This window comes from Gilliamella sp. X-57, assembly GCF_057063565.1.
In genome coordinates, this window is the sequence record NZ_JBXSQI010000015.1 from 33,633 (window position 1) to 47,164 (window position 13,532).

Sequence of the window (13,532 nt, forward strand, 5' to 3'; positions counted from 1 at the left end):
ATACCGCTTTGAGCGGTTATGCTCCCCATAAAGTTGCAAGCTGCTAAACTTGGCGCTAGATTTTGCTAGTGCGTTTTTACTATATATCGATTTTAGTTTTATTGTCAACATGTGTATTTATCCTGATTTATCCAAACGGTATACAATCCTGAAAGTTTTTTACAAAATGTAGCTTTGGTTTTATAAATGTAACGTAAAACTATTAATCTTTAATATTAAAAGCATTTTCTAAATCCAGTTTTAGCTCTAATGTGCTTGAATAATAATTATCACCAGAATATCCGCAGGCTTTAGCTATAATCCTTTTGATTTCAGGTGAGACATGATTTTGATAGCCAATGTAATTAATCAATTGTCCCGTTCTGACTAAATCAAGTAAATTATCGATAGGATTGATAATATCTAACCAATTTTCAAATTGATTGACACAGCGAAATAAAACAATTCCTATTGAATAAATATCGCTTAAATAATTACAAGGCGTTGGTGAGCAAAGAAATTCAGGCGGCTTATAAGATAGAAGCGCCTTTTGTTTATTTTTATCGTAAATAAATGGTGTAAATAATAAATGATAATCTGATAATTTTACCCGCTCATGGGAAAATAAAATATTATCTGTTGTGATATTTTTATGAATAATATTGTAATTATGGGTATGATTTAACCCTTGTAATGCCTTACAAAGAATTTTTATTGATTTTCTTACGGATATATTTTTTTGTGAAAAAGCATTTTCTAAGCTTTTTAATTCAACAAAATCATAGTCCATAACTAAATAAAGATACTTAGAAAATCCATAATATGTTGTACCAATCTCATCAATTTTTATAATATTTTTATGCTTTGTGACGATGTCAATTTTATTATCATAAAAATATTCCATTATGTTATCCACATTAAATTTTTCTAAGTTATAGAGAAGAATGGTTTTAGATGTTCCATCATCCCTATTTCTTGCAATAAAAATCTGATTGGCAGAGAAAATATTTTTTAAATAAGATATGAAATATTTTTCAAGATTAGGAAAAATAACAAATTCTTTCATATTAAAAACTCCTTTCAATATCGTTTGGAAAGAACATCGTTTTAGGTGTGGCTTTTAATAAAAGCTCAACAGCTAATACTTTGGAATGGGTTAAAACTTTGTTCAATAGTTTTTGTTCATCTATATCTAAAATCAAATTACGACTATTTTTACAAAGCATATTTTTTATTCTTGAACGTTTTATTTGAACTCCACAATGTTCGGATGTGTAAGCAGGTAGATCTACATAAATGAGCTCGTCATCTATTATTTTTATTAGTAAGTCCTCTCTAAAACTAACTATTTTTCCAGCCAAAATGGCATCAATATGAGGTGGTTTAAATAAAATATTCCTTTTTTGGAGTTCTTTTTTGATTTTTTGACGCCGATCGTACTCTGGTGATTTTTTAACCTGCGTACAGTTATTGACAGAACTCCAAGGAGCGCTGTCGCGCTTATTTTTAGAGACAATAGCCCACTTTATTAAACGAGTGCATATAAAAGAAGCCATGCCAATAATCGGGGAAAATACCCCTTTAATCTTTTTGACGTCCTCCTCAAATTGATTTTGCGCCTCTTCGTACGAAATCCTTACCCGTAAGTCTTTACGTTGCACCATAGCCCCGCCTTGTAACTGAGTGTAAGCAGCCCAATCGCCTGCATCGGCTGCGGCAAGCACTGGGTCGATTGTAGGGCTTTCGACTTTTTGACTGCCGAGCCTGCGGAGTTCACGCCACACAGTCACCGGCGCGCCGCCGATTTGCTGGAATTGACGAATACCCCAACGGCTAGCCCAAGCGGTCACATTTTTGGCCATTTCTTTTAAGTTTTGCCCGGTTTCGTCATCGACCTCGTCGTCAAGTTGATAACCGTCAATATTTTTAGAGATATATTTGGCAATGTAGCCCGTTGCCGAGCCTTTCTCTTTTTCGATATTTTCAAACTTAAAGCGAGCGTACTGCGCACCTTGTTCGCTGCCGTCTTCTTCTAATGCATAAGTTTGCATAATTTCATAAACTTGCTGTTTGTGTTCTGGTAGCATAAAAACCAAAATATGCCAATGCGGCGTGCCGTCATGATGCGGTTCGGCAACTCTAAACCCAAAAACTTTTATACGCTCTCTGTTCAGTTTTGCCCGGATTTTTGCCCATGCGCTACATAAATAACGCTGTGTGTCCCGTGGTGTGCAGCCGTTCCAGTTTTTGACAAACCCACCTTTGGCATGTACGGAGTGATATTTTGACGGCGCAGTCAATGTTATAAATGCTCCTTCATAGCCGAATTCATCCGCAATATCTTCAAACCCACGCATACGGACCATTAATTCGCAACGGCGAATAGCAGGGTTGGCATTGGATTTATCGACCTGTAAAACAAGTTCAAATTGCTCGCCTGTTTCAGTATTTTCTATACATTGATTTTTGAGCCATTCCCGATTTTTCCTTTTTTGCTCTTTCCATTCACCCACGCAAGTACGGCTTGCGTATGGACTAGCGTGCTTTTGCACTTGCCCAGCAGCAATGGCTAAATGCTCACGTTGAAAACCCCATTTCCGCTTTAATCTGCTTTGCCACCATTTGTTATCTGATAATTTTGCCAAAGCGATAACAATTTGCTGTTCGTTGATTTCACCTTTCTTATAATCGGCGTAGTAAGGTGCTGTAATTTTTAACGGTTTGAGTTGCTCTAATGCAAATTTATAGATAGCTAATTCGTGGCTATTTTCACCCGCACAACTTAACTTAAATTCGTCGGTTTCTAAAAACTTGATAATTAGATTGTGCATATAGCCGGCAATCTTTCCGGCAAGCTCTTCAACGTCGATTTTGTCTAAAGTTGGTAATATCGATAGCTGTTTATAGAATTCCTGTACAATCAGGCTTTTTCCTGCATTTTCGATTGCGTATTGCTGCTGCACTTCGGTGCAACGAATTAGCCCGCAGGTGCGTAAATAGGTATTAGCAACTTTTGAGCCTTTTTCTTGATATATTGTTAAGTATTTTCTAGCGAAGTACCTGCCAATAAACAAAGGGGAATCACTAAAATACGGGTGAAAATAATCATACTCATGCGGTATGTGCTCCCATAACGGGCGCTCAATAATAGTCAATTCTTTGGGTGGTCTGCGACTGGTTGCGTATTGCGATTTTGGCTGAATGTGCTTTGTTGGTAAAAACTTGCCGATCGTGTCGTAAAAATCACGCATAGCTAAAAACAGGGCAGATTTAGCCCTGTGATTTAATGTTGGTAGGTTTTGCGTGATTGTGGTCATGTTGCTAGCTACGTTTTTTATTACGATTTTTCCGTGCTACCCGGCGAGCTTTTGCTATACCTGTGGGCGTGTGTGCGGTTTTATTTTTGCCTTTGCCTTTTTTCAATTTCTGCGGTTGCATACCAACCGCTAAACGATCCTGGAATGAATTAGCTGAGCGTAATAAATATTTACGTATATAGTTCAACATTGTTATATCTCCAATTTGATGGTGGTTGTTAAATCATATCCGGCGTTAACACGCCAATAATTTCTTTTGCAGACTTTCGATTGCCATTTGCCGCAACTGACCGCGGGGCGTCGATTGAGTGAAGTTTAAAACGGTGGAATATGTCACGCGTGGCACTATTGTCGCAGTTTGAAATAATTGCGGTTGCGCCTCGTGAAACGGCATCATACAAACAGTTAGCCAATAGCTCGGTGTCTGAGTAACAAAAACCTGACGGCGTATAACCAACAAAGCTATCTTTATGTTTAGTTAGATATGGCGGATCGCAATAGATAACCGATCCGGCACCCGCCAGCCCAATCGTTTGCGTGAAATCACAGCAGAGTAAAGAGACATCGGAATAAAGTAATTTATTACTAAAATTAATCATTTCCGCACCCGGAAAATAAATATTTTTATGTTTTCCTTTCGGGACATTAAATTCCCCTTTTTTGTTATAACGGCACATCCCGTTAAATCCATGTCGATTTAAATAGATAAACTGAGCCGCTAACTTTACCGTCCCCCTAAATTTTGGGTGATTAAATTGATTTCGAATATCGTAAAAATCATTTTCTGTATCAAATAACTCTTTAGTCGTGTTATATAGCTTTGCTAAATCATATTTTAGCCACGAATATATATTGATTAAATCGTGACTACTATCAGCCAAAATATAGCTTTTAGCTGATACATTAATAAAAACATTGCCTGCGCCGACAAAAGGTTCAATGAATTGACAATCTTTTGGGAAGTGAGGCAATAACTTATCTATAATTCGGCCTTTACCTCCCGGCCATTTTAAAAAGGACTTTTCTACACACATTTTTTTGAACCTTAAAGATTTGGGGCTAATCGCCCCGATTGATTATTGATTTATTCTGCTTCGACTTCTTTGATTTCAAACTCAAGAATATCTGTGTAGTTATTAACCGCGGAATCATATAAACCGATTGCTTCACAAACAATCGCATCGCTACCGCTCGCAATAGCAAAGATTGTTGCACACTTTAATTCTTTTGCTCGCTCTTTAGAGATGCTCATTACTCGCACGCCATACCCCGCAATTAACTCAAACTGATGATCATCTATATTTATAACTTTAATTGTTTTGCAAGATTTATTTTCAAATTCACAAAGCATCTGCTTTTCTCCTTTATTTTTTGTTTTAAGTAGCGGTGTTTCACGCTGAAAACACCAAGATTTTTCAAAGTGATCCGCCAGTTCTTGCAGTTCCGCAAGTATGCGGACGTGCTGTGGGGTATAACCCATGGCGGATCGCAATTTATTTACTAACCCCATGCTTTACCTCGTGCTCTTCTTTTTGCTGACAATAAACACACAAACTACAACCCGGCACGGCGTCACGTCTTGCCTCCGGTATCGGCTCGCCACATTCACAGCAATAAAGTGATGATTTGCCGGTGTAAACCTTTGCACTTGCATTTTTCACAGCCGCGGCAGCAACTGTTTCAATGTGTGCTTGTGCGATATCTGCTAAATCTGCCATTAAATATTTTCCCGTTGTTGTGATCGAATGGCTTCGGCTTCTTGTTCTAGTAGCTCGGCAGATTCGGTCGGTGTTAAGTAGTTAGTGCGGATATGTGTAGCTAGTCGTTCCAGTTTTGCAGTGAATACATCACATAACCCGCTTTTAGTTTCGTCTTTAGCTTGCTTTAGGGCTTGCAATAATGCATCGTCTGATAATGTTGTCATGTCCATTTTTACCACCTGTATTTAGTTTCTTTTTTAAAATCTTCTTCTTCACATAGTGCGAATGCATCGATAATCGATTGCAACCTGCGCAAGCCTTTTTTTAAATCGTCGATCTCGTTATCTGTCAGATCGTCATATTGCATTTGCCACGCGTGAGTAAACTGACTATCTGCGTTGTAAATGGTTGTTGTACGCTGTTCGATGCCCGCTGCACTTAATAACAAACGCTTTTGACCCGGTTTTAAATTATTAAAAGCTGAACGGGCCAAGCTGCGCTTACCACTTAATATTTGGTGAAATTCACGCAAAAAACTGCGCGGCTCAATGGTTTGAGTGCTTTGTGCTACATTCATCTTCATCACCTATTAACGGCTGATGCAACTTAATTACTTGCCCGTTCGACTTTTCAACCCAGCCTTTTGGGTTGTGCATGTTGATTTGAATATCGACCGGGGTTGGTTGCTGCGTGGTCTGTTTTAAATAGAGTGAGTTAGCCATTGCTTAACCCTCAAAAATTAAATTGATTCTGGTTTTACTTTCAGATGCTGCACCCGCTGAGATATCAAACATATTGATCAGCGTTCGGGTGCGACTTGATTTTTCTGAAATAGGCTTCTTCTTGACCGGAAGTTCCCCTTTTTTGACATATTTTTTAACTGTTTCGACGGGTAAACCCGAAAGATCTGCATAGCGTTCGATAGTTACCCAAGGCCCAAATTTTAAAGTTATTGAAATTGGCTCGCTCATAGTGCATTATGTCCTTTTTTGGAATTATTGACCTTTATTGACCTTTATAAGTATCCGTTTCGGATTGTTTTATATATTACTATCCGAATTGGAGATATGTCAATACTCCGAATCGGATTTTTTTAAGTTTTACGGGTGATTTATGGATACTGAAAATGAATGCAAAAAAATAATAAATAGAATGGTTTTCGCCTATGGAGCAAAAACAGTTAAGTCACTAAGCGAACTACTTGGGACTACTGTCAGTGTTATAGGTAATAGAGTTGCAAGAAATTCGATTCCGTATGATTTAATAGTTAAATGCTCAATAGATACTGGTGCAGATTTGAAGTGGCTTTGCACGGGCGAGGGTGAACCAAATATCGACGGTATCAAAACGGAAAGAAAATCAATTGAACTATCAAGCGAAGCATTAGAAAAATTAGAACGAATTTCAGCACTTAAAAATAACGGTGCTATTACTGATGATGAGTATCAGTTATTGAAAGGTAGTATTTTTAAGAACTAAAGAGGAATGGAAAGCATGAAAAAAAAATTTACTTCTGGGCGTGTGCTTATCGCCAGTTTTTTAATTCTTATTTTTTGCGGAATGATGCCACACAAGAGTGATGGTCAACCTTATGCATTGGTTGCCCTGTTGATTGTTTCTTCTTTTTTGACCATGCTTACATCTTTTGTTCTATTTATCATAAAAATGGTGCGATTGGGTATAAAAAGAAATGATAAAAAATCAAACACTCAATCAACAATAACCAAAGTAGCCACAAAAAATAACGATTTAAAAATTTCTCAACCCTCAACATCGAACTCCAAGGGAGACATAAGCAATAACGAAGATGACGATCACTTATCAAGTGATTTGCCTTATAATATGAAAAATGGCATTGCACTGATTTGGCAAGGTATCACCAAGAAAGCATCTATTAAATTATATGACGAAACCAAAAGACGCAATGGCGTAATTACTCGACTAACCATTCATGATGACGGTGAATTCTATATTGATTTAACTGACGAAGATACTGGTGAGATACTCACAATAAAAGAAAAAGATATAACAACTCAGTTTGTAGTGGGATCTACAAGATATAATTTTATAGATTTATGTAGAAAAGTATTTAAATTAGATTTATCCGAAATGTTTGAGTATGTTAATGCGGTTAGAGAAGAAGCTAAACAACCAGAATTAATTACAACTTTTGACCCTGTTGTCATTACGTTTACTTATGAATCAAAGGAAAATGGCAAAACAAAACGAACGGTATCGGTAAGCAAGTATTATAAAAACAAATTGGGAGGGGATTACATAAGTGGTTATTGTCATCTTCGAAAAGAGGAACGCTTATTTAAAGCGAATAATATTAAGTCAAAAATATATACTGATGATGGTAAATCATACTTTTTCAACGAGTGGCTTGGAACTGTTTATAATTCAACTGAAGCACTAAAACAAAGCAAAGAACAAAGTGCAAATACCCAACAACCTGCCGCTAATAATAACGACCCGTTCGAACAATTAGAACGCTTAGCATCATTAAAAGAAAAGGGCATTATCACAGAAGAAGAATTCCAAGCACAAAAGGCTAAAATTCTGGGATGAGTGTACGTAAGCAATCTAACGGTAAGTGGCTGTTTGAAAAATATTTAGAGGGTGGCAGACGCATTCGTAAGACGTTCGCAACTAAAGGCGAAGCACTTGCCTATGAAAGCTATATCGAAGAACAAGCAGCCGCAAAGCCGTGGATTGCTGAAAAGCAGGATCGGCGGCGGTTGTCTGATTTGGTTAATACTTGGTATTTATCGCACGGCAAAACGTTAGAAGACGGTGAACGAGAAAAGCGAATACTTGATTTTATTTGTGAAAGCTTGGGCGATCCGCTTGCCGATAACTTTACTGCCAAGGACTTTACTAATTACCGACAAAAACGGTTAAATGGTGAAATATACCGAGTAAAGTCTAAGCAAGTTGTTTCAAAACGAACCTTAAACTTGGAACTAGTTTATTTCCGTTCTGTATTCAATGAATTAAAAAGACTTGGTGAGTGGAATAAGTCCAATCCTTTAGACAATATTAAGCAGTTTAAAACCCAAGAACAAGAAATGGCATACTTTACGTCCGATCAAATCGATGCCGTACTTGCCGAATCTGCATTAAGCACCGATAAAGAATTGCTGTTAAAAGTAAAAATCGGGCTATCAACTGGGGCGCGTTGGTCTGAAATATGCGATCTGACTGCATCACAAATAAAAGACGGTCGGATTACATTTATCAAAACAAAGGGACGGCGTAACCGTTCAGTACCGATCACACAAGAGCTATTAAACGAATTACCTAAAACAAAGGGCAAGCTATTTAAATGTACTATTAGTGATAAATACTTTCGTAAAATGATTGAGAAGTGCGGCATTGAATTGCCCGACGGTCAATTAACGCATGTACTGCGCCACACATTTGCCAGCCATTTTATGATGAACGGGGGCAACATCTTGGTACTACAAAAAATACTTGGGCATACTGATATTAAAGTCACAATGCGTTACGCTCACTTTGCACCCGATCACTTGGAGGAAGCGGCGGCATTAAATCCACTGATTAAACGCTAAAAATGGCGGTAAAATGGCGGTCGAGTTGCCCCTTATCGACCATTAAAGACCTTTATTGACATTGTAAAATATTGATTTATTTATAACTTGTTGTTTTTTAATATGTAAGTTAAGGATTGCAAATCCGTCTACCTCGGTTCGACTCCGGGACGCGCCTCCATTTAAATTAACCAATATTTTGTCATTTTTTGTAATCACATTTTTTCAATTTTGTAATCTAACTTTTCAATATTAACTATGAGCTATTTTAATTATCATGCAAAAGCGAAGAAGTTAATCAAGGATGGTTATCTTATCAGGTATGAGTTTGTAGATAATTGGAATGGTATCAAGCCTGCGTTAGTTTTATATTTTAGAGAGGCTAACCCCATGCCAATTAGAGAATATCGATGGAATGAATATTTACCATTGTTGAGTAATGGGGAGAGTTTATTAAAATAAGTAGCTTTGCTTAATAAAGCATTAGGCTGATATGTAAGTGCTAATGCTCAAATTACTGTCTCCATAATACTTTGTGTAGCATTAGTTGAAATAGATACTGTTCGAATTAAATTGCCACCACTAATAAATACTCTCAATTATTGCATCAAAAAATAACGAACAAACAGGATTATTTCTCGAAAAATATTGCAAAAAAATAATTCTATTAATTCACTGTGCCAAGTAATTAGTTTAATTTTTGAATTTTTTCCTTAATTTACTTCCATTTTGCTAAGTTATATCCAAATTCATTTTAGTATTGTAATAGGTATCGCGCCATGTGGCTTTGCCTAAAAAGAATGATTGAAAATTAAAAGAGTGAGAAACATTTGTAAATTTGTTCGAATCTAATCTAATCATATTGATTAATAAAACACTTTTTAATGAGTATAGTTTTGGCGTTATATAGCTTGACTATATAATAAATTTGCCAACTGATAGGCTAAAGCGTAAAATGCCCATCCTATTTTGCTTAATCTATTACTAATTAGTAATACTGACCTGAAATCAGAGGCATTTTTAATGACAAATTTATATGCAAAACCAGAATTACTTTCTCCTGCTGGTTCTTTAAAAAATATGCGCTATGCATTTGCATATGGTGCAGATGCAGTTTATGCAGGGCAACCCCGATATAGTTTGCGGGTTCGTAATAATGAATTTAATCATGAAAATTTAGCGATCGGCATTAACGAAGCTCATGCCCAAGGCAAAAAGTTTTATGTAGTGGTTAATATAGCACCGCATAACTCTAAGTTAAAAACTTTTATTCGCGATTTAGAACCAATTGTAAACATGAAACCCGATGCCTTTATCATGTCAGATCCAGGTTTAATTATGTTAGTACGCGAACACTTTCCTGATATGGAAATTCATTTATCGGTACAATCTAACGCAGTTAACTGGGCAACGGTAAAATTTTGGCATCAAATGGGGTTAACTCGAGTGGTATTATCGCGTGAATTATCACTGGATGAAATTACTGAAATCCGTGAAAAAGTGCCCGAAATGGAATTAGAAGTGTTTATTCACGGTGCGCTATGTATGGCATATTCTGGGCGCTGTTTGCTTTCTGGTTATATCAATAAGCGCGATTCAAATCAAGGTACATGTACTAACGCATGCCGTTGGGAATATAAAGTTGCTGAAGGTAAAGAAGACGAAGTAGGGCAAATTGTTCATAAATGTGAACCGATACCAGTACAACAAGTTGAGCCAACATTAGGTATTGGTCAAACAACCAATAAAGTATTCATGCTTGAAGAGTCAGGGCGTCCAGGCGAATATATGCAAGCTTTTGAAGATGAACATGGCACATATATTATGAACTCAAAAGATTTAAGAGCTGTGGAGTTAGTCGACGATTTAACTAAAATTGGCGTACATTCTCTCAAAATTGAAGGAAGAACCAAATCTTTTTATTATTGTGCAAGAACGGCGCAAGTGTATCGCCAAGCAATTGATGCGGCAAGTGAAGGTAAACCTTTTGATCCTCGTTTATTACAAGAACTTAATGCACTTGCTAATCGAGGCTATACCGAAGGATTTTTACGTCGCCATAAGCATGAAGAAATGCAAAATTACGAACATAGCCATTCGGTTTCAGAAAGGCAACAATTTGTTGGCGAGTTTAGCGGTGAGAGGCTCAATGGCTTAGCTGAAGTTATCGTAAAGAATAAATTTTCTGTTGGGGATAGTGTCGAAATGATGACTCCCAAAGGTAATCAAAACTTCATTATCGAACGTATGGAAAACAAAAAAGGACAACCCGTTCCAGCAGGACTGGGGGATGGTCATATTGTTTATATTCCAATACCTGAAGATATAGATCTTAATTATGCATTATTAATGCGTAATTTTGATTAGCGATTGAACAATAAAAACTGTTCGGGATAACCGAACAGTTATTTTAAATCTTACTTTGTTATTGGCGAATTAAATCATCGCCATAAGCAATCCACTTATATGTGGTTAAAGCTTCAAGACCCATTGGGCCTCGGGCATGTAATTTTTGTGTACTAACCGCTACTTCTGCGCCTAACCCAAATTGCCCACCATCGGTAAAGCGTGTTGAAGCATTGACATAAACCGCAGCAGAATCAACCAAATTGACGAATTGCTGGGCGTTAGTTAAATCACGCGTTAAAATTGCTTCGGAATGTCCACTACCATAGTCACGAATATGTTCCACTGCTAGTTCAAGGGAGTCGACAATCACCACATTCAAGTCTTTTGATAACCATTCTTGGCGTAACTCATCATCTTTTACTGCAAAAGTATTTGCTATACCGGATTTTAATATTTTATACGCATTTGGAGCAGCGTGTAATACCACATTATTATCAGCCATAATTTGGCTAAGTTTGGGTAAAAATGTATCGGCAATTTTTGTATGTACAAGTAGTGTTTCAAGTGTATTACAGGTACTTGGGCGCTGAGTTTTGGCGTTGACAATAATAGAAAGTGCTTTATCAAAATCAGCCGTTTCGTCGACAAAAGTATGGCAGACGCCAATACCACCGGTAATGACAGGGATTGTTGAATGTTCGCGACATAATGTATGTAAAGCTGACCCACCACGAGGAATAATCATATCGACATATTTGTCGAGTTTAAGTAATTCAGTGATGTATTTACGATCAGGATTATCAATATACTGTATAGTCGCTTCGGGTAATCCAACTTGAGATAAAGCCTGTTGAATAATCGAGATTGTGGCGGCATTGGTATGCATTGTTTCTTTACCACCTCGTAATATTGCTGCATTACCCGTTTTTAAGCAAAGTGCTGCAATATCAATCGTTACATTTGGTCTTGCTTCATAAATAACACCAATAACCCCCAAAGGAACTCTATGGCGTTGTAGCTTTAAACCACTATATAAGGTTGAACCATCAATAATCTGACCAATTGGATCAGTCAATGAAACTACTTTTCTTACGTCACTAGCGATAGAGACTAAGCGCTCAGGTGTTAATAATAAACGGTCTAAAATAGCAGCACTTATCCCTTGCGTTTTAGCCGCTTGGATATCTTGTTTATTCGCTTCAAGGATAATTTCACTATGCTGTTCTAATAACTCTGCAATTATGGTTAAAACTTGATTTTTGGTTGAAGTAGGGCATTGTGCTAATTGGTATGATGCAAGTTTTGCTGTTTTACCCATTTGTTGTAACATTGTTATCACCATTTATTTTATTAAGCGAAAAGAAAATATATTACTTCTTTGTGCTTAATGTCAGTTAACTTATATTTCTTTATCCTTTAAAATCCTGTGTAATGAATCTAAAAGCTCTTCCAATTGGCAATCGTACCCTAATAGCTTCCTATTATTTATTTCGTTTTTGTATGTTATTTTATTATCATATCATTACGATGAACGGCAACAGGACCATATTCATAGCCAATAATTTGACTAATTTCTTGCGAATGATGCCCAGCAATTTGCCTTAAAGCATCACTGTTATAACGACTAACACCTCGAGCAATATGTTTGCCTAAGCTATCACATATATCAATAACTTCACCGCGCGAAAAGTCCTTTTCAACTTTTAGAATACCTTTAGGTAATAGCGAACTGCCATTATTTAAAATCGCATTAACAGCACCATCATCTAATAACACTTTGCCTGCTTTGGGTGCGCCAAATAACCAATGTTTTCGATGTTCTAGTGGCGTTTTTTGAGGAAGAAATCGTGTGCCGACAGGGTGATTATTGATAATATCAATAATGACATTAGCTCTGTTTCCTGCTGCAATCACAACTTCAATACCCGCACTGCCAGCAACTTTTGCTGCTTGTAATTTTGTTGTCATACCACCAGTACCAAGTCCCGAAACACTATCACCAGCAATGCTTAGTAATTTATCATCAATATGATCGACTTCATGAATTAACTTGGCACTTTTATCTGATCTTGGATCGGCTGTATAGAGGCCTTCAATGTCGGTTAATAAAATCAGTTTATCAGCTTCGGCTAAAATTGCGGCTAGCGCTGATAGATTATCATTGTCTCCAACTTTTATTTCGGCAGTTGCAACCGCGTCATTTTCGTTAATAACTGGAATGATATGATTATCCAACATGGCTTTTAACACATCTTGGGCATTTAAAAATCGTTCACGATCTTCAAGGTCGGCACGGGTAAGTAACATTTGGCCAATATAGATTTTATAGATAGAAAACAGCTGTTCCCAAAGCTGTATTAATTTACTTTGGCCAACCGATGCGAGCAATTGTTTTGATGCAACAGTATTAGGTAGAGTAGGGAAGTTTAAGTATTCGCGACCTGCTGCAATTGCGCCAGAAGTAACAATAATAACTTTATGTCCATCTTTATGTAAACATGCACATTGTCTTATTAGCTCAACTATTCGTGCCCGATCGAGTTGTTTTGTGCCATCAGTTAACACACTGGTACCTAATTTAACAACAACAATTTGTTGTTTTTTATTGATCATAACATTGCTCTTATTTTTAA

Annotated in this window: 16 protein-coding genes; 4 read left to right on the plus strand and 12 right to left on the minus strand. The window is 37.0% G+C overall.

Annotated features, from left to right (window positions below):
- Window positions 1-202: 202 nt before the first annotated feature.
- From ACYIAL_RS08210 to ACYIAL_RS08255, 10 genes are read right to left on the minus strand one after another with little or no spacing between them, the layout of a single operon-like run.
- Window positions 203-1,045, minus strand: coding sequence for a protein kinase domain-containing protein (locus ACYIAL_RS08210; RefSeq protein ID WP_483751407.1), 843 nt, complete (start codon window positions 1,043-1,045; stop codon window positions 203-205).
- Window position 1,046: 1 nt separating this feature from the next.
- The gene (locus tag ACYIAL_RS08215) at window positions 1,047-3,296 is read right to left on the minus strand and encodes a replication endonuclease (RefSeq protein ID WP_483751408.1); all 2,250 of its coding nucleotides are present in this window, start codon (window positions 3,294-3,296) and stop codon (window positions 1,047-1,049) included.
- 4 nt (window positions 3,297-3,300) lie between these two features.
- Window positions 3,301-3,486, minus strand: a complete 186-nt coding sequence (locus ACYIAL_RS08220) for a hypothetical protein (protein ID WP_483751409.1) — start codon at window positions 3,484-3,486, stop codon at window positions 3,301-3,303.
- Window positions 3,487-3,514: 28 nt separating this feature from the next.
- Window positions 3,515-4,330 carry a DNA adenine methylase gene (locus ACYIAL_RS08225; protein ID WP_483751410.1) on the minus strand — a complete coding sequence of 272 codons (816 nt, stop codon included), beginning with the start codon at window positions 4,328-4,330 and terminating at the stop codon, window positions 3,515-3,517.
- Window positions 4,331-4,380: 50 nt separating this feature from the next.
- Complete coding sequence (locus ACYIAL_RS08230) at window positions 4,381-4,806, minus strand: hypothetical protein (RefSeq protein ID WP_483564189.1); 426 nt, start codon at window positions 4,804-4,806, stop codon at window positions 4,381-4,383.
- Window positions 4,790-5,014, minus strand: a complete 225-nt coding sequence (locus ACYIAL_RS08235; RefSeq protein ID WP_065585295.1) for a TraR/DksA C4-type zinc finger protein — start codon at window positions 5,012-5,014, stop codon at window positions 4,790-4,792. The genes ACYIAL_RS08230 and ACYIAL_RS08235 overlap by 17 nt, the downstream gene beginning before the upstream one ends.
- Window positions 5,014-5,226 carry a DUF2732 family protein gene (locus ACYIAL_RS08240; protein WP_483751411.1) on the minus strand — a complete coding sequence of 71 codons (213 nt, stop codon included), beginning with the start codon at window positions 5,224-5,226 and terminating at the stop codon, window positions 5,014-5,016. The genes ACYIAL_RS08235 and ACYIAL_RS08240 overlap by 1 nt, the downstream gene beginning before the upstream one ends.
- A 2-nt stretch (window positions 5,227-5,228) precedes the next feature.
- The gene (locus ACYIAL_RS08245; RefSeq protein WP_483751412.1) at window positions 5,229-5,573 is read right to left on the minus strand and encodes a hypothetical protein; all 345 of its coding nucleotides are present in this window, start codon (window positions 5,571-5,573) and stop codon (window positions 5,229-5,231) included.
- A complete protein-coding gene (locus tag ACYIAL_RS08250) occupies window positions 5,542-5,718 on the minus strand; it encodes a hypothetical protein (protein ID WP_483751413.1) in 177 nt (58 codons plus the stop codon). The genes ACYIAL_RS08245 and ACYIAL_RS08250 overlap by 32 nt, the downstream gene beginning before the upstream one ends.
- 3 nt (window positions 5,719-5,721) lie before the next feature.
- A complete protein-coding gene (locus ACYIAL_RS08255) occupies window positions 5,722-5,967 on the minus strand; it encodes a regulator (protein WP_483751414.1) in 246 nt (81 codons plus the stop codon).
- Between the two features lie 142 nt (window positions 5,968-6,109).
- Between ACYIAL_RS08255 and ACYIAL_RS08260 the strand changes: the two genes are divergently transcribed.
- From ACYIAL_RS08260 to trhP, 4 genes are all read left to right on the plus strand, one after another.
- Window positions 6,110-6,475 (plus strand): helix-turn-helix transcriptional regulator, encoded by a 366-nt coding sequence (locus ACYIAL_RS08260; protein WP_483751415.1) that lies wholly within the window; start codon window positions 6,110-6,112, stop codon window positions 6,473-6,475.
- A 15-nt stretch (window positions 6,476-6,490) separates the two neighbouring features.
- Window positions 6,491-7,567 carry an SHOCT domain-containing protein gene (locus ACYIAL_RS08265; RefSeq protein WP_483751416.1) on the plus strand — a complete coding sequence of 359 codons (1,077 nt, stop codon included), beginning with the start codon at window positions 6,491-6,493 and terminating at the stop codon, window positions 7,565-7,567.
- Window positions 7,564-8,571: a phage integrase gene (locus tag ACYIAL_RS08270; protein ID WP_483751417.1), complete on the plus strand. Its 1,008-nt coding sequence runs from the start codon at window positions 7,564-7,566 to the stop codon at window positions 8,569-8,571. Before ACYIAL_RS08265 ends, ACYIAL_RS08270 begins: the two co-directional genes overlap by 4 nt.
- A 1,002-nt stretch (window positions 8,572-9,573) precedes the next feature.
- Window positions 9,574-10,917, plus strand: coding sequence for a prephenate-dependent tRNA uridine(34) hydroxylase TrhP (trhP, locus tag ACYIAL_RS08275; RefSeq protein ID WP_174796934.1), 1,344 nt, complete (start codon window positions 9,574-9,576; stop codon window positions 10,915-10,917).
- Between the two features lie 58 nt (window positions 10,918-10,975).
- Here trhP and proA read toward each other — a convergent pair whose 3' ends face one another.
- Both proA and proB read right to left on the minus strand, forming a co-directional pair.
- Window positions 10,976-12,229 carry a glutamate-5-semialdehyde dehydrogenase gene (proA, locus tag ACYIAL_RS08280; RefSeq protein WP_483747809.1) on the minus strand — a complete coding sequence of 418 codons (1,254 nt, stop codon included), beginning with the start codon at window positions 12,227-12,229 and terminating at the stop codon, window positions 10,976-10,978.
- Between the two features lie 173 nt (window positions 12,230-12,402).
- Window positions 12,403-13,512 carry a glutamate 5-kinase gene (gene proB / locus ACYIAL_RS08285; RefSeq protein ID WP_174796936.1) on the minus strand — a complete coding sequence of 370 codons (1,110 nt, stop codon included), beginning with the start codon at window positions 13,510-13,512 and terminating at the stop codon, window positions 12,403-12,405.
- Window positions 13,513-13,532: the final 20 nt, after the last annotated feature.